A 16,133-nucleotide genomic window follows, 5' to 3' on the forward strand; every position below is an offset into this window, starting at 1 on the left:
GTTTAAACATTGAGTACTGAACAGCAATTGGCCGCGGTTGTCAGCGCGGCAAATAATCTGACGGGTGTTGTGACGGGTAAGATCGGCGAGATTGATAAAGCCCTTGAAGTAGCGCAACGAACCTACCGCGAACATCTTGCAAGTTTGGATCAGCGCCTGCCAAGGCTGGCGCTTACGCAAAATTTTAGTATGGCGCCGGATGCCACGGGCAATCTGATTGAGGGATGGGATATTCATCAGCAGGTAACTACAAAGAAGTTGCGGGCAATCACTACTCTTTCTCAAGAAGCTGGGCGCCCCCAAGCAGATATCGATTTTATGCGACAAGTCCAAGCGGATGTTCGGGAACAGTTTCCTGATTTTGATATTAGGGCCTCTGAATATTGGAGAAATGTCATTCACGTCTGGCAAATGAAATGGTCGAGTAATACGGGAGGTGCTGCTTGGCTTGCTTATCCAAGGTCTGTCGATGACGGAAAGGTAAGTGGTGGCCGCCCGTTGATTCTGAACTCTAGCCTGACGATAGGTGCTTTTGTTCGGATTGTGAGTGGTGAAGTTAATAACGCGTGGTGTACAGGGGCTGAAAAGGGCAAGTGGCGTTGGTGTTCAGTGGTTATGCAACCGACTCGAATGTTTGGCCATTACTGGTTTATCCACCCAATGTGTATCACTGCGGATGGGGAAGTTGAGGTCATGCTTGCAGGCGCCTGTACGGGTGTTGTTACTCATCCAGCTGATTGGTCGTACATGTTGGCTTTGGATTAAGGAGAACGTTAATGAAACCTGTATTTGCACTTGCTGAACTACATCCTTTGATCAAGTGGAAGGAAATCCGTGCCTCCCGCGACGCTGACCTCGCCGCCAGCGATTACGCCGCGATGCCCGATTACCCCATGACGGAAAAGGACCGCCCGGTCTTCGTCGCCTACCGCAAGGCCCTGCGCGATATCCCCGATCAAGGCGCCGATCCGGACGCCGTGATCTGGCCCGAAAAACCGGCCTTCCTGAAGTAATACACACCACCGCGAAAGCGGTTTTTTTTCGCCCGCCCAAAGCCCCTCCCGAAGGGGCTTTGCGCTTTTTGCACCCGGAGAATTCCCCCCATGGCCAACCGCCAAACCTACACCGTCCTCATCCCATTCCCCACCCAAGGTGGCCACTGGTCCACCGTCGGTCAGGAGCTGGACTTGCTGGACGTCGAAGCAACCGCCCTGCGCACCGCCGGCCGCCTGGAACTGACCAGCGTGCTGGCTGCCGCCCAAGACACCCCACCGGCCAAGAAGGCCGTCACCAAGAAGGCTGAATAATCATGGCTGAGGTTTTGAACTTCGAGCATAACGGCATCACCGTCAATGCCAGCGAATCCCCCGAGGCCATGGGTGGCCTGGGTGACAACGTAATCGGTCTGGTCGGCACTGCGCCTAATGCGCATCTGTCGATCCCGAAAAACGCCCCGTTCCGCATCAACAGTTTCACCGCCCAGGCACTGCTGGACCCGACCGGCACTGAGTCGGGCACGCTGTTTCATGCGGTGTACCAGATCCTCAAAGTGGTCAAGGTGCCGGTCTATGTGGTGATCGTCGAAGAGGGCGCGACCCCCGCCGATACCCTCAACAACGTGATCGGCGGCAACGAGCCGGTGACCGGTCGCAAGCTGGGCCTCGCGGCGCTTGGCAGCGTCCCGGAAGACCTGACCATCATTGGCGCTCCAGGCTTCACCGGCACCAAGGCCGTGGCCGGTGAGTTTGCCGCGTTCGGCAAGCGCATCAAGGCCCGTGTGGTGCTGGACGGCAAAGACGCCAGCGTCGCCGATCAAGTGACCTACAGCGGCGAGCTGGGTGGCGCCGACCTGGGTTTCGACCGTTGCCTGCTGGTACACAACATGCCGTCGGTGTACTCCAAGGCCGCGAAGAAAAACGTGTTCCTCGCGCCGTCGTCCCTGGCCATTGCCGCGCTGGCCAAGGTCAAGCAGTGGGAGAGCCCGGGCAACCAGGTGACCTTCGCCGAAGATGTATCGCGGGTGGTCGAGTACAACATCCTCGACACCTCCACCGAAGGCGACCTGCTCAACCGCTACGGCGTGAGCTACTACGCCCGCACCATCCTCGGCGGTTTCTCGCTGCTGGGTAACCGTTCCATCACCGGCAAGTTCATCAGCTATGTCGGCCTGGAAGACGCCATCAGTCGCAAGCTGGTCAAGGCCGGGCAGAAAGCCATGGCGCACAACCTGACCAAGTCGTTCATGGACCAGGAGGTCAAGCGCATCAACGACTGGCTGCAAACCCTGGTGGCCGACGAAACCATCCCGGGCGGTAGCGTGTACCTGCACCCGGAACTCAACAGTGTCGAGAAGTACAAGAACGGCACCTGGTTCATCGTGATCGACTACGGCCGCTACGCGCCGAACGAACACATGGTTTATCAACTCAATGCCCGCGATGAAATCATCGAGCAATTCCTGGAGGACGTTCTCTAATGTTTACCAACCGAGTCAGACAGGCCATTGCGGCCACTCTCCAGGGCCTGCCGCTGTCGGCGACCGTCGAGGAATTCACCCCGCCGAAGATCGAGTTCGAGATGGAAGCCATGACCGGCGGGCGCTTTATCGCCGAGGAAATGGCCAAGAGCGCCAAGGTGCTGAGCGCCAAGCTGGTGCTGCAAGGCGCCGGTCCCGAAATCATGCTGGCCCTGGGCGTGCGCTTGGGCGAAGACATCCTGCTCAACGTGCGTGAAGCGGGCCAGGACCAGGACGGCAAGGCCTACTTCACCTACCACACCGTCGGCGGCAAGCTCAAATCCCTGGAAGAAGCCAAGCTGAAGATGGGCGACAAGGCTACCACCACCCTGGATCTGTCCTGCCGCACCTACCATCGCCTGGACAACGGCGTGCCGGTGATCGACATCGACGTGCGCACCCAGAGGTTCGTGCTCAACGGCGTCGACATCCTCGGTGATGCCCGGCGTGCGGTGTTGATGCCGTAAGCCTGCCCACGGCGCGGCCACTATAGGAGCTGGCTTGCCGGCGATTGCATCACCTCAGTTCAACTGAAAGACCGCGCTGCCTGTATCGCAGGCAAGCCGGCTCCCACACTGACCGTGCCCACGCTTTCTAAATTGTCATCAAGGAATTTTGCCCATGGCCTGGAAGCCACCCTTGCATAGCCTGCTGGCGCCGATCACCGCCGACAACGGTGCGACGATCGAGCAGATTCAACTCAACGCGCTGTTCTACGCCGCGCAAAAACAAGCGCTGGCCCGCGCTGGCGAGGACGAGGATGACCAGTTCTTCGAGCTGGCCAAACTGGCCACCGGCCTCTCGGAAAAGGAACTCGACCAACTCAAGCGCCCGGACTACGTGAGCATTGCCCAGCACGTACACGACATGTCGACACGCCCGGCCTCGTTCTTTCTGGGCGACTCCACCGAGCCTGGCGAGCAGGTGCAACTGCTGCTGCCGCTGGAAGTGGCCGGCCGTGTGTTGACCAGCGTCACCCTGGAAATGCCCGCGCTGCGCGCCACCAAGGTGATGAAAAAACTCGCCACCAACAAAGAGCGCGCCGAGTTCATCACCTCGCACTGCACCGGCCTTATGATCCCTGACCTGGACGGCCTGACCGTGCCCGACTGGACGCAACTGCAGGAGCGCATCGACGATTTTTTAAACAAACCGGCGGACTTCTTTCGCAGCGCGACATCGAAGTAATCCTCGACGTCGTTCCGCTGGTTTATTCGGTAAACGAAGCGGAAATTCTTGAATGGAATGCCGCCAAAGCATTGCGCCGCTACGACATCGCGATCACTCGCCTTGGCGTCAAATAGGAGGAGAGCGAGATGCAAGACGCTCGATATACGCTCAAGCTCGCGGACGAAGACAAACGCTGGATGACCTTTCCCGGGCTCGCCGAAAGTGGCGCCTCGCAACTGTCGGGCCTGCTTGCCGAGCCGAATGAAAGTCTGATTGGCGCTCCCACTATGGGCGTGGCGACAGAGCCACCGTCTGAGCTGAGCCTGGCCCTGGCCAACGCCAGCCTGCACATCCATGCGTTGACCGAGGAACAGGTGCGGCTGCGTGAGAGTCTGGAAACCCTCAATAGCACCCTGTTTATCACAGGCAACTCCCTGCTCGGCAGCGTCGCTGCAAGCCCCGCCCCTGTGGCTCAAGAGGAGGCTGCCAAAGACAAGGAGCCGGCAGCGGATTCCTGGTACGCCAAGGGGGCCAAGTGGTTGGGGGAGGGCTATCTCGATACGGCCAGGAGCCGGTTAACGGGCAAGGCTGTCGATGTGACGCTTGGCAAGTTGCCCGGTGTGGGGAAACTGTTTCGCGACGACAGCAAGGATTGCTGCTGCCCAGGGGCAACCGAAACCTTGAAGGGGCGTGCGCGTTTCCTGCCGAAAAAAACGGTGCGCCAGAGGCTCACCGAGCGGCTGAGGCCGTCGTCGTCGAAAAAAACTACCCGCTTGGGCAGCCGCATGGCCGGGTCAATGGCAACGCTGCAGCGTATTTTTGGACAGGCCGGCAAGGTGTTTGACGGGCCAAAAGTGGGTTTTCATGGTGCGTCGCTTCAAGCTTATCGGCCCGCTCCGCGCCTGGGCGAGGGTTCATCCAAGGCGCCTGTTTCATCCGCTCAAGGGCCGGTATTGCTCAGCACTCCAGCGCTCGCTTTGCCCAAGACTATCCCCTCCAGCCTGGTTTCAACGATGAGCAAACTGGAGTCCGTCGGCACTCGATCCCTTGCGCCGCTGCGCTACGCCGACACCGCCATCAACCTCGTCCAGGGTGTGCGCAACGGCGACCTGCAAGCGGTCGGCAGCAGCCTCGGCACTGCCGGTGGTGCGTGGGCCGGCGCCTCTGCCGGCGCGGCCCTTGGTACCCTGGTTTTGCCAGGCGTTGGCACTGCCGTCGGTGGCCTGATCGGCGGCCTGTTGGGCGGCGAGGCGGGCACCTGGCTGGGTGAAAAACTCTTCCCTTCCAGCGACCGCCTGCCATCGCCCGATTCGGTGAGCAAGGAACTCAACAGCGCGCGCTCGGACAACGTCCAGGTCACGCTGGCGCCGAGCATCCAGATCACCGGCGTCAACCCTGCCGACGCCCAGCAGGTGGTCGACCGAGTGATCCAGGCCCTGCAAAACCAATGCATGCCGATGCTGACCGATTCACTGGCGGTTCGGCGCAACGCAGCACTGACCGATGGAGGTGATTAATGCGACAGCAGATGGTACTGGGCGACTTTATATTTGGCCTGTCCCGAGGGTTCGCCTACTCCACGCTCCAACGCGGCAGTGATGGTGGCTGGGGCGACCTGGAGATTATCGCCAGCAAGCCCCAGTCGCGGCAGAACGGCCAGAAGCTGGAAAAACTGACCTTTGCCGGCACCGCCACGGCGGCTGTTGGCATGCAGCGTCTCGACCAATTACGCGTCCTGCTGGATGCACGGACGCCGTTGCCGCTGGTCGATGGTATCGGCCGCAACTGGGGCCTGTGGCGCATCACCGCACTGACGGAAAGCCAGGCCAATGTTATCGATGACGGCACCGCCATGGTGATCAAGTGGTCGCTGGTGCTGGAGGAGTTCGTCAATGCGTAGAGTTCGAAGTATTGCCGGTGATTCGGTCAACCTGCTGCTCTACCGCGAGTTGGGTCGTTGTGATGACGCCGCTGAAGAAACCCTCTGGCGCTTGAATCCAGGGCTTGCCGAGCATGGCCCGGTGTTGCCTGCGGGTATCTGGGTGATCGTGCCCGAAATGGACGCGCAACCCGGTCTTGTACGACCCGTTTCGGCCTGGGATTAAGGAGGCAGCATGGCAATGGGATTTACCCCGGTCGTGGAGATCTATGGCGCCAATGCGGCGTTGATCAACCCACGGCTGATGCAATGGAAACACACCGACGCGGCGGGCATCGAGTCCGACCGCCTGGAACTGACCATCAACATCGAGGGTCTGGAGGGCCTGCCGAGCCTGGGTGCAAAGATCGGCTTGCGCGTGGGTTACCGCGAGTCGGGGCTGGTGGAAAAAGGCGAGTTTGTGATTACCCAGCGCACGCCTTACCTGTTTCCCATGCGCCTGGCGATCGTGGCCACGGCGGCGCCGTTCAGCGTGATGGACCAAAGCGGTTACCGCCAGCGCCGTTCCGCCAGTCATGGTCCCACGACCCTCGGTGCGCTGTTTCGCCAACTGGCCACGCGGCACGGGTTTTCACCCCGGGTGGCGCCGGCATTGGACGGGATTGCGATCGACCATATCGATCAGTCGAATGAGACCGACATGGGCTTCATCACCCGCCTGGCCGGGCGCTACAACGCAGTGACCAAGCCGATCAACGAGTTGTATGTACTGGCCGAAAGTGGTCAGGTCAAGTCGCTGTCGGGCCAGCAACTGCCGGATGTGCGGTTGTCGGTGACCCATGACAACCGTCCTGGCGAGCAGGCGTTTATCAGCGCGCGGATTGATGAAAGCGCGCGGGCCAAATACCAGGGCTGCCGTGTCAATTGGTGGGATGGAGCGGCCTCTCGCCAGCGTGTGGTCGAGGTGGGGATCGCACCATTCAAGACCTTGCGCCAACGCTGCCAGAGCGAAACCGAAGCGCGCTCAGTGGCGCAGGGCGAGTTGCGCCGGGTGGGGCGCGAAGGGTTGACGATCGCTATCGATTGCCCTGGCAACCCGTTGCTGTCCGCCGAAGGGCTGTTGCTGCTGGATGAGACTTGGCCTGGGTATATGCAGGGGCGCTGGTCGATTGACAAGGTGACCCATGTAGGCGACACGACGACGGGCTATCGCAGTTCGATCATGGCCAGTGGGTTGGCCTCTTAGACCGTGGAGATCAAGGATGATGACACTTTCGCAACTGCAACAGATCCTGCCTAACGCCCGTGCCCAAGCGGGCGTTTTCATTTCGGCGCTCAACGCCGCCATGCTTCACCGACACATCACCGCACCCAAACGCATGGCCGCCTTTATTGCCCAGGTCGGTCACGAGTCCGGTGAGTTGCGCTACGTCCGGGAACTGGGCGGCGAGCAATACCTGAGCAAATACGACACCGGCACCCTGGCGGTACGCCTGGGCAACAGTCCCGAAGCCGACGGTGACGGTCAGAAATACCGCGGCCGTGGGCTGATCCAGATTACCGGGCGGCGCAATTACCTGGCCTGCAGTCGCGCGCTGTTTGGCGATGAACGCCTGCTGCATTTCCCCGAACTGCTGGAACAACCGCAATGGGCGGCCGAGTCCGCCGCCTGGTTCTGGCACAGCAATGGTTTGAATGAACTGGCGGATCAGGACCAATTCACCACCATCACTCGCCGTATCAATGGTGGCCTCAATGGGCTGGAGCATCGTCAGCAATTGTGGGCGCAGGCGAGGGCGGTGTTATGCAGTTGAGCTGGCGCATGCTGGCTGTTGCCTTGCTGATGGCCGTCCCGGCGGTGGCCAGTTGGCAGGTCCAGGCCTGGCGCCTTGGCCTTGAGTTCGAACGCCAGGCGGCGCGGCACTCAGAGCTGCTGAACCAGCAAAGCCAGGCAGCACAGCGCCACTACCTGGCCGAACAAACCAGGCGCCAGGCATTGGAGCAACAGCTCGCCGCCAGCGATCAACAGCACACGCGGGAGTTGAGCGATGCACAACGTAACCAGGTTTATCTGCGCGACCGGCTGGCCACTGCTGATGTGCGCCTGTCAGTCCTTCTCGACGCCGCCGATCCCGCCGCCGGCCACTCAATGCCAGCCACCGCCACCCGCAGCGTGGTTCATGGCGCCCCGCGAGGTCGACTTGACCCGGCGCATGCTCAACGAATTATCGGCATCACCGATGCCGGCGATAACGGATTGATCGCGCTGCGGGCCTGCCAGGCGTATGTGCGGGCCATCACCCGGTAACCTGTTGCAGCTGTCTGCCGTTTGCGTGGCCGATGGGCTCCTGTAGGGTAGGCAAACCCCCGCACTTTCCTGGAGACGACCGTGAAGGAAATTACCCAACTCGCCGCCGAACTTGGCCGACGTTTGCAGGTGCTCAATGCCCACGTCACCACCGCCGAATCTTGCACCGGTGGCGGTATTGCCGAAGCCATCACACGGATTCCCGGGAGTTCGGCCTGGTTCGAGGCCGGTTATGTGACCTATTCCAATCGGCAGAAGACCCGCCAGCTCAATGTACCGGAAGGGCTGTTCCCCAAGGTCGGCGCCGTAAGCCGTGAAGTGGTCGAGGCCATGGCCAGGGGCGCCCAGGAAAAAAGCCTGGCGCGGTTTGCCGTGGCGGTCAGCGGTGTGGCAGGCCCCGATGGCGGCTCGCCGGACAAACCGGTGGGCACCGTATGGCTGGCCTGGGGGGTCGGTGACGAGGTTATGGCCGAGTGCCAGCACTTCCCTGGAAACCGTGACGAGGTCCGCCGACAAACGGTAAAAGCCGCATTAGAGGGGCTGTTGCGACGAGTTGCAGCAGAAATAGAAAATCAGGGGTAGGCGATCCCCGATCTTTATGGAACAATACTGTCTACTTATACAGGTGTTGGCCGTCAGGCCTTATTGATTACGTGAGGACTTTAATGGACGACAACAAGAAGAAAGCCTTGGCTGCGGCCCTGGGTCAGATCGAACGTCAATTCGGCAAGGGTGCCGTAATGCGTATGGGCGATCACGACCGTCAGGCGATCCCGGCTATTTCCACTGGCTCTCTGGGTCTGGACATCGCGCTCGGCATTGGCGGCCTGCCAAAAGGCCGTATCGTTGAGATCTACGGTCCGGAGTCTTCTGGTAAAACCACCCTGACCCTGTCGGTGATTGCCCAGGCACAGAAAATGGGCGCTACCTGCGCGTTCGTCGATGCCGAGCACGCCCTGGATCCTGAATACGCGGGCAAGTTGGGCGTCAATGTCGACGACCTGCTGGTTTCGCAGCCGGACACCGGCGAGCAAGCGTTGGAAATCACCGACATGCTGGTGCGTTCGAATGCCATCGACGTGATCGTGGTCGACTCCGTGGCGGCCCTGGTGCCGAAGGCCGAGATCGAAGGCGAAATGGGCGACATGCACGTCGGCCTGCAAGCCCGTCTGATGTCCCAGGCCCTGCGTAAGATCACCGGTAACATCAAGAACGCCAACTGCCTGGTGATCTTCATCAACCAGATCCGGATGAAAATCGGCGTGATGTTCGGCAGCCCGGAAACCACCACCGGTGGTAACGCGCTGAAGTTCTACGCTTCGGTTCGCCTGGACATCCGTCGTACTGGCGCGGTGAAGGAAGGTGACGAGGTTGTCGGTAGCGAAACCCGCGTCAAGGTTGTGAAGAACAAGGTAGCTCCGCCATTCCGTCAGGCCGAGTTCCAGATTCTCTACGGCAAGGGTATCTACCTGAACGGCGAGATGATCGACCTGGGCGTGCTGCACGGTTTTGTCGAGAAGTCCGGTGCCTGGTATGCCTACAACGGCAGCAAGATCGGTCAGGGCAAGGCCAACTCGGCCAAGTTCCTGCAGGACAACCCAGATATCGCGGCGACGCTTGAGAAGCAGATCCGCGACAAGCTGCTGACCCCGGCGCCAGACGTCAAGGCTGCAGCCAACCGCGAACCTGTTGATGACATGGCAGAAGCCGACGCTGATATCTGAGACCAGCGATGACAGTTGTACTCGATACGCTGGTTGCGGTACGGCGTACGGCAATGGATCTGCTCGCACGTCGCGAGCATGGTCGTGTCGAGCTGACACGTAAACTGCGTCAGCGTGGCGCCCCTCCCGAAATGATCGAAACAGCCCTCGACCGCTTGACGGAAGAGGGGCTGCTTTCGGAAGCCCGTTATCTCGAAAGTTTTGTTTCCTACCGCGCACGCTCGGGCTACGGGCCTGCGCGGATTCGCGAAGAGCTGAGCCAGCGTGGCTTGCAGCGTGCCGATATCGATCTGGCGCTGCGTGAGTGTGGTATCAGTTGGCAAACGCAACTGGAAGACACCTGGCGCCGTAAGTTTGCTGGCCATCTACCAATTGATGCCCGTGAACGCGCCAAGCAAGGGCGCTTTTTGAGCTATCGCGGATTTTCGATGGAGATGATCAGCCGCTTGTTGAGCGGTCGGGATCTGGACGACTGAAATGTGAGCGCTCCCTTGTAGGAGGCGGCTTGCCGGCGATAGCGGTGGGTCAGGTATCAATACCGTGGCAGATAGACCGCTATTGCTGGCAAGCCAGCTCCTACATGGATTTTGCGTTTATACAAAAAGGCCCGCTATGAAAATAGCGGGCCTTTTTTGCGTTTTACGGCATCACGCTGGCTCCGGCGTCACCCGTTGCTGTGCTTTACCCTGGGCTTGAGCCCAGTTTTCCGGCAAGTTGATGTAGTCCACCAACTCCCGCAGCCGGCCCTGATTACGACCGGTGAAGTTGAATACCAGTCGCGTCAGGTGGTTGAAGCGAGGTTCATCGTATTCCTCACCGGCATAGGCCAGTTGCTGGAAACCGTCGCTGAGCAACAGGTCTGCGAAGGCTGTTTGTATATGCGTCAACGCATGCTCGCTGAGAGGATGGTTCATGCGGACCACGAATTGACGTTTCAGCCAGCGGGTAGAGTGGAAGTTGGCATAGAACTGGTTGATTTCATGGACCGCCTCCTCGGCGCTATGCACCAGGCGCACCAATTTCAGGTCGGTGGGCAGGATGTAGCGGTTGGCCTCCAGTTGGTTGCGAATAAACTCCAGGGCGCCTTTCCAGAAACCGCCCCCCGGTTCATCCAGCAGTACCACGGGAACCAGCGGGCTCTTGCCGGTCTGGATCAGGGTTAAGACTTCCAGCGCTTCATCCAGGGTGCCGAAGCCGCCAGGGCACAGCACCAGCCCATCGGCTTCCTTGACGAAAAACAGTTTGCGGGTAAAGAAGAAGTGGAACGACAGCAGGTTTTCCGTGCCATCGATGGTCGGGTTGGCATGCTGTTCGAAGGGCAGGGTGATGTTGAACCCCAGGCTGTGTTCCAGGCCCGCGCCTTCGTGGGCGGCGGCCATGATGCCACCGCCGCCGCCGGTGATGACCATCAGGTCAGAACGGGCCAGAGCCGCGCCCACTTCCCTGGCCAGGGCATACAGGGGGCTTTCGACCGGGGTGCGGGCCGAGCCGAATACCGTGACCTTGCGCCGGCCCTTGAACTGTTCGAGTACGCGGAAGGCATGGTCCAGCTCACGTATGGCCTTCAAGGTGATCTTGGCATTCCAGCGGTCACGGTCGTCCTGGGCCATGCGCAGCACGGTGAGGATCATGTCGCGATACAGGGGAATGTTCGGGCTGCTGGGGGCAATCAGGTTGAGTTGCGCTTCGACCTGCTGGGCGAGGTCGGTCCCGTTGTCTGGAAAATGACGGGTGAGGAGGTCATTCGGTTGATCAGGCATTCAGCTTCTCCTTCGTTACAGAGCCCCGGCGTCTTGTTGCAGGCTGCTGACGGCGACGAAACAGGCTCTGTATGTTCCTTGTGATTAAAAACCTTTGCACTGCAAGTCACGCGAGGGCAACCCTTTTTTGCCCTGGAAATGTTACCGGATCACTCGATCATGACCCCCTAAAGTCTTGTCTGGCAATAACTTATTGGAGATGAAGGAGAGTGGTGGTGCAACTGTAGGAGCGAGCTTGCTCGCGAAGATCGTCAACGGTGACACGGGCAATCTGAATGAATGGGTTGCCTTGACGTTTTTCGCGAGCAGGCACGCGCCTGGAGGATGAAGGCTTACTTTTTCTTCTTGGCCGGGGCAGGGCAATCAGCCTCGACGAACTTGACCGACGCCACCGGGCGGTTGCTCTTGTTTTCGGTGATTTCGTAGCGCATCACGGCACCCTTGGCCATCAACTCGCGGTAGCCTTTGTTCAGGCAAACGCTTTGCCCCAACTGGAAATACACCGCCTTGGGGTTGGCGCGCATTTGCTCGGCACGTTCTGGTAATACGCTCAGGTGGTCAATCAACTGCATGCCTTCGACGGTGTAGGCCACTTCCAGGGTTTGTTCATCGATCTCCCTGGGCAGGTCTTTGTTGCTTTCCGCCGCGACGCTTTGCAGTTTCTTGTTCATTTGCAGCTCCACCAGGGAGGCTGCCTGGGCGCCCAGGGGCAATACCAGCGCCAGGGCGACGGTCGGGGCGGCAAGACGCAACATAAGACGCAGCATGAAACTCTCCTGATTCGGTTACTGGTCCATAGACCCGCCACTGCGCTGTGCGTTCAGTGGCGCGCGATTATAGGTGACCTGGAGCCGCGACGGCCAGGCGTATTGGCTGGGCAGCTCTGGTAAACTGCCGGCACTTTTGCCTGTCCCGAGTTTATCCGTGTCGATTTTCATCGCTCCACCCTGGCGCCCGCTATGAGTCACGCAGTCTTTCGCTTGCGTACCCAGCGCCTGGCCCGTGCCGTCAGCCCTTTTGTTGCTCGGGGCTCGCGTGCCGAACGTTGCCCCAGATGCCGGGTCATCCCCCAATACTGCCTGTGTGCATGGCGGCCAAAGGTTCAGGCCAGGTCGGCCATGTGCCTGTTGATGCACGATGTGGAGCCGATGAAACCCAGCAACACTGGCTGGCTGATAGCCGATGTCATCGAAGACACCAGCGCTTTCCCCTGGTCGCGCACGGCCGTCGAGCCAGAGCTGCTGACCCTGTTGGCCGACCCGCAATGGCAGCCTTATATCGTCTTTCCCGGCGAGTTCGTTGCACCGCAGCGAGTGGTCAACGAGGTCAGGGTGACGGACGGCAAACGCCCGTTGTTTATCCTGCTCGATGGTACCTGGAGCGAAGCGCGCAAGATGTTCCGCAAGAGCCCGTACCTGGAGCACCTGCCGGTACTGAGCCTGGAACCGGAGCAGTTATCGCGCTACAAGTTGCGTCGCTCCAAGCGCGATGACCACTTCTGCACCGCCGAAGTGGCCGCCTTGTGCCTGGAACTGGCCGAGGACCAGCAGGCCAGCGAAGTGCTGGATGCCTACCTGGATGTTTTCAGTACCCACTACCTGGCGGCCAAGTTCCAGTTGGCGCTGGACCCGACAGACAGCGTGCATACGCGTCTTGCACCTTATCTGTAGGCATTCGGGGCCAGAGGACCTTTGCATGATGGCACTGCAGCGCCTGAGCCGGCTAAAATGCCATCAGGCGTAACTGTTCGTGACAGCCGCTGGCTGGCACCTCGTACGTTGGCGAGCACCGAACCCATCGGTGCTCCCATAAAAAACAGGATCATTTAATAAATGGCCACATACGAAATCCTGATTGCCGATGACCACCCTCTTTTCCGCAGCGCGCTGCACCAGGCCGTCACGCTGGGCCTGGGCCCGGATGTGCGCCTGGTTGAAGTGGGCAGCATCGCTGAGCTGGAAACCTGCCTGACCGACAAGACCGATTGGGACCTGGTGCTACTGGACCTGAATATGCCTGGCGCCTATGGGTTTTCCGGCCTGGTGCTGCTACGCGGGCAATACCCGCAGATTCCAGTGGTGATGGTGTCGGCCCAGGAAGAGGCAGACGTCGTCGTGCGCTCCCGCGAATTCGGGGCCAGTGGCTTTATCCCCAAGTCCAGCTCCATGGAGCAGATTCAAGCGGCAGTGCGTACGGTGTTGGACGGTGACGTCTCGTGGCCGCCCCAGGCATTTGAAGAAATCAATGTGTCCGCCGAAGCCAAGGCCGCCCAGGAAGGGCTCGCCAGCCTTACCCCGCAGCAGTTCCGTGTATTGACCATGGTCTGCGAAGGCTTGCTGAACAAGCAGATCGCCTATGAGCTGAGTGTGTCCGAGGCGACCATCAAGGCCCACGTTACCGCGATTTTCCGTAAGTTGGGCGTGCGCACCCGCACCCAGGCGGCGTTGCTGCTGCAACAACTTGAGTCAATTTCCCACTGATAGGGCGGCTCGATTCACGCTTTTTTGACCTGGCTTACTCTAGCTTCCCACCATCTTTTTGCGCAGTTGCCTACTCTATGTCGCCTTTCAAGGGTCAAACCGGTATCAAACGTATCTTCAACGCAGGGGGCTATTCCCTCGATGGCCTGCGTGCGGCTTTCACCGGCGAGGCGGCCTTTCGCCAGTTGGTGTTGCTCAACGTCATCCTGATTCCATTGAGCTTCTTCCTCAATGTCAGCCGCGTAGAGCGCGCACTGCTGATTGCGGTGTGCCTGCTGGCGTTGATTGTCGAGTTGCTCAACTCGGCCGTGGAAGCGGCAATCGACCGGATCTCCCTGGATCGCCACCCTTTGTCGAAAAACGCCAAGGACATGGGCAGCGCCGCGCAGTTCGTGGCATTGACCATGATTACCGTGGTGTGGGCCGTGATCCTGGTCTAAGCGATATTCGGCAGCACGATCTCGTCGCTGCGCTGCACCCCGGCGGTGAAGGCGCGGCACAGTTCGAGGAACTCGCGCATGGCCGAGGTCTGGTACTTCTGTTTATGCCAGATAAAGTAGAACTGCCGGGCCAGGTCCAGGTCCGGGGTTTCCACCGGCACCAGGCTGCCACGCCGGAACGCGTCCCGTAGCGCCAGGCGGGAAATGCAGCCAATCCCCAAACCAGACTCCACGGCCCGCTTGATGGCCTCGGTGTGCTCCAGTTCCAGTCGGATGTTCAGCGCACTGCGATGGTGGCGCATGGCTTGATCAAAGGTCAGGCGTGTCCCGGAGCCCTGTTCCCGCAGGATCCAGGCTTCATGGGTCAATTGCTCCATGGTCGCCTGGCCGCGCAGGGCCAGGGGATGCTGCGGTGCGCAGAACACTACCAGTTCATCCTCGACCCAGGTTTGTACCTCGATATCCGGGTGGCTGCAGTCGCCTTCGATTAGACCCAGATCAATTTCGTAATGCGCGACCTGATGCACGATATGCGCAGTGTTTTGTACATGCAGTTTCACCTGGCTCTCGGGATGCTGCTGCATGAAACTGCCGATCAGCAGCGTGGCCAGGTAATTGCCGATGGTCAGCGTGGCACCGACCGCCAGGGAACCGAAGCCGGACTTGCCGTTGAGCAGGTCCTCGATCTCCTTGGCCTGGTCCAGTAGCGCCACCGCCTGGGGCAGCAACTGATGGCCGAGGGCGTTGAGGCTCAAGCGTTTGCCGGCACGGTCGAATAATTGGCAGCTGGATTGGCGCTCCAGCTCGGTGATCGAGGTGCTGGCGGCGGATTGAGATAAGGCCAGAAGGCCAGCAGCGCGTGACACACTTTCCTGCTGGGCGACGGCGACGAAGACTTGCAGTTGACGGAGAGTAAATCGCATATCGATATAACCGATAACCCTTATCTTAATAATCCAGTTAACAGATATTGTCGCCGCCATTAGAATACTGTGCAATTGCGCACCTATCATTTTGGCGCAGACCTATTTCCAGGAGTTCCCCGTACATGAGCAACATGAACCACGAGCGTGTCCTCAGTGTTCATCACTGGAACGACACTCTGTTCAGCTTCAAGTGCACCCGCGATCCGGGCCTGCGCTTCGAGAACGGTCAGTTCGTGATGATCGGCCTGCAACAGCCCAACGGCCGCCCGCTCATGCGCGCTTACTCCATTGCCAGCCCGAACTGGGAAGAGCATCTGGAGTTCTTCAGCATCAAGGTCCCGGATGGCCCGCTGACTTCCCAGTTGCAGCACTTGAAGGAAGGCGACGAGATCATCATCAGCAAAAAACCGACTGGCACCCTGGTGCTGGACGATTTGAAACCGGGCAAGCACCTGTACCTGCTCAGCACCGGTACTGGTCTCGCTCCATTCATGAGCGTGATCCAGGACCCGGAAACCTACGAGCGCTTTGAGAAAGTGATCCTGTGCCACGGCGTGCGTTACGTCAACGAAGTCGCCTATCGCGAGTTCATCACCGAGCACCTGCCGCAGAACGAGTTCTTCGGCGAGGCGCTGCGTGAAAAACTGATCTACTACCCGACCGTGACCCGCGAGCCGTTCGAAAACGAAGGCCGCCTGACCGACCTGATGCGCAGCGGCAAGCTGTTCAGCGATATCGGCCTGCCGCCGATCAATCCTGAAGACGACCGCGCCATGCTGTGCGGTAGCCCAAGCATGTTGGATGAGACCAGTGAAGTGTTGAACAGCTTCGGCCTGAAGGTTTCGCCACGCATGCGTGAGCCGGGTGACTACCTGATCGAGCGTGCGTTCGTCGAGAAATAACCTCTGGTCACCTGTAGGAGCGAGCTTGC

Annotated in this window: 22 protein-coding genes; 19 read left to right on the top strand and 3 right to left on the bottom strand. The window is 59.8% G+C overall.

What is annotated here, in order from left to right; genetic code table 11:
* Positions 1-9 precede the first annotated feature (9 nt).
* The 15 genes from FJD34_RS05350 (at position 10) to recX (ending at position 10,072) form a co-directional block, all read left to right on the top strand.
* Positions 10-765 carry a hypothetical protein gene (locus tag FJD34_RS05350; RefSeq protein ID WP_090291894.1) on the top strand — a complete coding sequence of 252 codons (756 nt, stop codon included), beginning with the start codon at positions 10-12 and terminating at the stop codon, positions 763-765.
* Positions 766-776: 11 nt separating this feature from the next.
* Positions 777-1,013, top strand: coding sequence for a tail fiber assembly protein (locus tag FJD34_RS05355; protein ID WP_090291892.1), 237 nt, complete (start codon positions 777-779; stop codon positions 1,011-1,013).
* Between the two features lie 90 nt (positions 1,014-1,103).
* Positions 1,104-1,307, top strand: coding sequence for a hypothetical protein (locus FJD34_RS05360; protein WP_032858404.1), 204 nt, complete (start codon positions 1,104-1,106; stop codon positions 1,305-1,307).
* 2 nt (positions 1,308-1,309) lie between these two features.
* The gene (locus tag FJD34_RS05365) at positions 1,310-2,476 is read left to right on the top strand and encodes a phage tail sheath protein (protein WP_090291890.1); all 1,167 of its coding nucleotides are present in this window, start codon (positions 1,310-1,312) and stop codon (positions 2,474-2,476) included.
* Positions 2,476-2,982 (top strand): phage major tail tube protein, encoded by a 507-nt coding sequence (locus FJD34_RS05370; RefSeq protein ID WP_090291888.1) that lies wholly within the window; start codon positions 2,476-2,478, stop codon positions 2,980-2,982. Before FJD34_RS05365 ends, FJD34_RS05370 begins: the two co-directional genes overlap by 1 nt.
* 154 nt (positions 2,983-3,136) lie before the next feature.
* Positions 3,137-3,703: a phage tail assembly protein gene (locus FJD34_RS05375; RefSeq protein ID WP_032858401.1), complete on the top strand. Its 567-nt coding sequence runs from the start codon at positions 3,137-3,139 to the stop codon at positions 3,701-3,703.
* Positions 3,704-3,831: 128 nt separating this feature from the next.
* Positions 3,832-5,202, top strand: coding sequence for a tail tape measure protein (locus FJD34_RS28190; RefSeq protein ID WP_223232719.1), 1,371 nt, complete (start codon positions 3,832-3,834; stop codon positions 5,200-5,202).
* Positions 5,202-5,585: a phage tail protein gene (locus FJD34_RS05385; RefSeq protein ID WP_090291886.1), complete on the top strand. Its 384-nt coding sequence runs from the start codon at positions 5,202-5,204 to the stop codon at positions 5,583-5,585. Before FJD34_RS28190 ends, FJD34_RS05385 begins: the two co-directional genes overlap by 1 nt.
* A complete protein-coding gene (locus FJD34_RS05390) occupies positions 5,578-5,790 on the top strand; it encodes a tail protein X (RefSeq protein ID WP_032858397.1) in 213 nt (70 codons plus the stop codon). The genes FJD34_RS05385 and FJD34_RS05390 overlap by 8 nt, the downstream gene beginning before the upstream one ends.
* Positions 5,791-5,799: 9 nt before the next feature.
* Positions 5,800-6,810, top strand: coding sequence for a contractile injection system protein, VgrG/Pvc8 family (locus FJD34_RS05395; protein WP_090291884.1), 1,011 nt, complete (start codon positions 5,800-5,802; stop codon positions 6,808-6,810).
* Positions 6,811-6,829: 19 nt separating this feature from the next.
* Positions 6,830-7,378 carry a glycoside hydrolase family 19 protein gene (locus FJD34_RS05400; RefSeq protein ID WP_032858458.1) on the top strand — a complete coding sequence of 183 codons (549 nt, stop codon included), beginning with the start codon at positions 6,830-6,832 and terminating at the stop codon, positions 7,376-7,378.
* The gene (locus FJD34_RS05405) at positions 7,369-7,872 is read left to right on the top strand and encodes a lysis system i-spanin subunit Rz (RefSeq protein WP_090291882.1); all 504 of its coding nucleotides are present in this window, start codon (positions 7,369-7,371) and stop codon (positions 7,870-7,872) included. The genes FJD34_RS05400 and FJD34_RS05405 overlap by 10 nt, the downstream gene beginning before the upstream one ends.
* Before the next feature lie 81 nt (positions 7,873-7,953).
* Positions 7,954-8,454: a CinA family protein gene (locus FJD34_RS05410; protein ID WP_090291880.1), complete on the top strand. Its 501-nt coding sequence runs from the start codon at positions 7,954-7,956 to the stop codon at positions 8,452-8,454.
* 83 nt (positions 8,455-8,537) lie between these two features.
* The gene (recA, locus tag FJD34_RS05415; RefSeq protein WP_029295312.1) at positions 8,538-9,596 is read left to right on the top strand and encodes a recombinase RecA; all 1,059 of its coding nucleotides are present in this window, start codon (positions 8,538-8,540) and stop codon (positions 9,594-9,596) included.
* An 8-nt stretch (positions 9,597-9,604) separates the two neighbouring features.
* Positions 9,605-10,072, top strand: a complete 468-nt coding sequence (gene recX / locus FJD34_RS05420; RefSeq protein ID WP_032858392.1) for a recombination regulator RecX — start codon at positions 9,605-9,607, stop codon at positions 10,070-10,072.
* A 171-nt stretch (positions 10,073-10,243) separates the two neighbouring features.
* On the opposite strand, the gene FJD34_RS05425 is transcribed toward recX, so the two are convergent.
* Both FJD34_RS05425 and FJD34_RS05430 read right to left on the bottom strand, forming a co-directional pair.
* On the bottom strand, positions 10,244-11,356 hold the full coding sequence (locus tag FJD34_RS05425; protein ID WP_032858390.1) for an LOG family protein: 1,113 nt from the start codon (positions 11,354-11,356) through the stop codon (positions 10,244-10,246).
* A 332-nt stretch (positions 11,357-11,688) separates the two neighbouring features.
* On the bottom strand, positions 11,689-12,123 hold the full coding sequence (locus FJD34_RS05430; protein ID WP_032858389.1) for a PA3611 family quorum-sensing-regulated virulence factor: 435 nt from the start codon (positions 12,121-12,123) through the stop codon (positions 11,689-11,691).
* Between the two features lie 192 nt (positions 12,124-12,315).
* On the opposite strand from FJD34_RS05430, the gene FJD34_RS05435 reads away from it, so the two are divergent.
* The 3 genes from FJD34_RS05435 (at position 12,316) to FJD34_RS05445 (ending at position 14,276) form a co-directional block, all read left to right on the top strand.
* Positions 12,316-13,026 (top strand): tRNA-uridine aminocarboxypropyltransferase, encoded by a 711-nt coding sequence (locus FJD34_RS05435; protein ID WP_090291878.1) that lies wholly within the window; start codon positions 12,316-12,318, stop codon positions 13,024-13,026.
* A 162-nt stretch (positions 13,027-13,188) separates the two neighbouring features.
* Complete coding sequence (gene erdR / locus FJD34_RS05440) at positions 13,189-13,836, top strand: response regulator transcription factor ErdR (RefSeq protein WP_032858386.1); 648 nt, start codon at positions 13,189-13,191, stop codon at positions 13,834-13,836.
* Positions 13,837-13,913: 77 nt separating this feature from the next.
* Positions 13,914-14,276 (top strand): diacylglycerol kinase, encoded by a 363-nt coding sequence (locus tag FJD34_RS05445; RefSeq protein WP_032858385.1) that lies wholly within the window; start codon positions 13,914-13,916, stop codon positions 14,274-14,276.
* Here FJD34_RS05445 and FJD34_RS05450 read toward each other — a convergent pair.
* A complete protein-coding gene (locus tag FJD34_RS05450; RefSeq protein WP_032858383.1) occupies positions 14,273-15,199 on the bottom strand; it encodes a LysR family transcriptional regulator in 927 nt (308 codons plus the stop codon). The two genes, FJD34_RS05445 and FJD34_RS05450, sit on opposite strands and share 4 nt — an antisense overlap.
* Positions 15,200-15,324: 125 nt before the next feature.
* Here FJD34_RS05450 and fpr point away from each other — a divergent pair, with 125 nt between their 5' ends.
* Positions 15,325-16,104 (top strand): ferredoxin-NADP reductase, encoded by a 780-nt coding sequence (fpr, locus tag FJD34_RS05455; protein ID WP_003172178.1) that lies wholly within the window; start codon positions 15,325-15,327, stop codon positions 16,102-16,104.
* The last annotated feature ends 29 nt before the right edge of the window (positions 16,105-16,133 follow it).

The organism is Pseudomonas brenneri (assembly GCF_007858285.1).
GTDB classification, from domain to species: Bacteria; Pseudomonadota; Gammaproteobacteria; order Pseudomonadales; family Pseudomonadaceae; genus Aquipseudomonas; species Aquipseudomonas brenneri.

What these genes read in the sequence shown, in the direction of transcription:
- FJD34_RS05425 (WP_032858390.1), bottom strand. Translation starts at nt 11,356, where the DNA reads ATGCCTGATCAACCGAATGACCTCCTCACCCGTCATTTTCCAGACAAC.
- FJD34_RS28190 (WP_223232719.1), top strand. Translation starts at nt 3,832, where the DNA reads ATGCAAGACGCTCGATATACGCTCAAGCTCGCGGACGAAGACAAACGC.
- FJD34_RS05430 (WP_032858389.1), bottom strand. Translation starts at nt 12,123, where the DNA reads ATGCTGCGTCTTATGTTGCGTCTTGCCGCCCCGACCGTCGCCCTGGCG.
- FJD34_RS05435 (WP_090291878.1), top strand. Translation starts at nt 12,316, where the DNA reads ATGAGTCACGCAGTCTTTCGCTTGCGTACCCAGCGCCTGGCCCGTGCC.
- FJD34_RS05370 (WP_090291888.1), top strand. Translation starts at nt 2,476, where the DNA reads ATGTTTACCAACCGAGTCAGACAGGCCATTGCGGCCACTCTCCAGGGC.
- FJD34_RS05360 (WP_032858404.1), top strand. Translation starts at nt 1,104, where the DNA reads ATGGCCAACCGCCAAACCTACACCGTCCTCATCCCATTCCCCACCCAA.
- FJD34_RS05355 (WP_090291892.1), top strand. Translation starts at nt 777, where the DNA reads ATGAAACCTGTATTTGCACTTGCTGAACTACATCCTTTGATCAAGTGG.
- FJD34_RS05405 (WP_090291882.1), top strand. Translation starts at nt 7,369, where the DNA reads ATGCAGTTGAGCTGGCGCATGCTGGCTGTTGCCTTGCTGATGGCCGTC.
- FJD34_RS05375 (WP_032858401.1), top strand. Translation starts at nt 3,137, where the DNA reads ATGGCCTGGAAGCCACCCTTGCATAGCCTGCTGGCGCCGATCACCGCC.
- FJD34_RS05365 (WP_090291890.1), top strand. Translation starts at nt 1,310, where the DNA reads ATGGCTGAGGTTTTGAACTTCGAGCATAACGGCATCACCGTCAATGCC.
- recX (WP_032858392.1), top strand. Translation starts at nt 9,605, where the DNA reads ATGACAGTTGTACTCGATACGCTGGTTGCGGTACGGCGTACGGCAATG.
- FJD34_RS05385 (WP_090291886.1), top strand. Translation starts at nt 5,202, where the DNA reads ATGCGACAGCAGATGGTACTGGGCGACTTTATATTTGGCCTGTCCCGA.
- FJD34_RS05400 (WP_032858458.1), top strand. Translation starts at nt 6,830, where the DNA reads ATGACACTTTCGCAACTGCAACAGATCCTGCCTAACGCCCGTGCCCAA.
- fpr (WP_003172178.1), top strand. Translation starts at nt 15,325, where the DNA reads ATGAGCAACATGAACCACGAGCGTGTCCTCAGTGTTCATCACTGGAAC.
- FJD34_RS05395 (WP_090291884.1), top strand. Translation starts at nt 5,800, where the DNA reads ATGGCAATGGGATTTACCCCGGTCGTGGAGATCTATGGCGCCAATGCG.
- FJD34_RS05390 (WP_032858397.1), top strand. Translation starts at nt 5,578, where the DNA reads ATGCGTAGAGTTCGAAGTATTGCCGGTGATTCGGTCAACCTGCTGCTC.
- FJD34_RS05450 (WP_032858383.1), bottom strand. Translation starts at nt 15,199, where the DNA reads ATGCGATTTACTCTCCGTCAACTGCAAGTCTTCGTCGCCGTCGCCCAG.
- FJD34_RS05445 (WP_032858385.1), top strand. Translation starts at nt 13,914, where the DNA reads ATGTCGCCTTTCAAGGGTCAAACCGGTATCAAACGTATCTTCAACGCA.
- erdR (WP_032858386.1), top strand. Translation starts at nt 13,189, where the DNA reads ATGGCCACATACGAAATCCTGATTGCCGATGACCACCCTCTTTTCCGC.
- recA (WP_029295312.1), top strand. Translation starts at nt 8,538, where the DNA reads ATGGACGACAACAAGAAGAAAGCCTTGGCTGCGGCCCTGGGTCAGATC.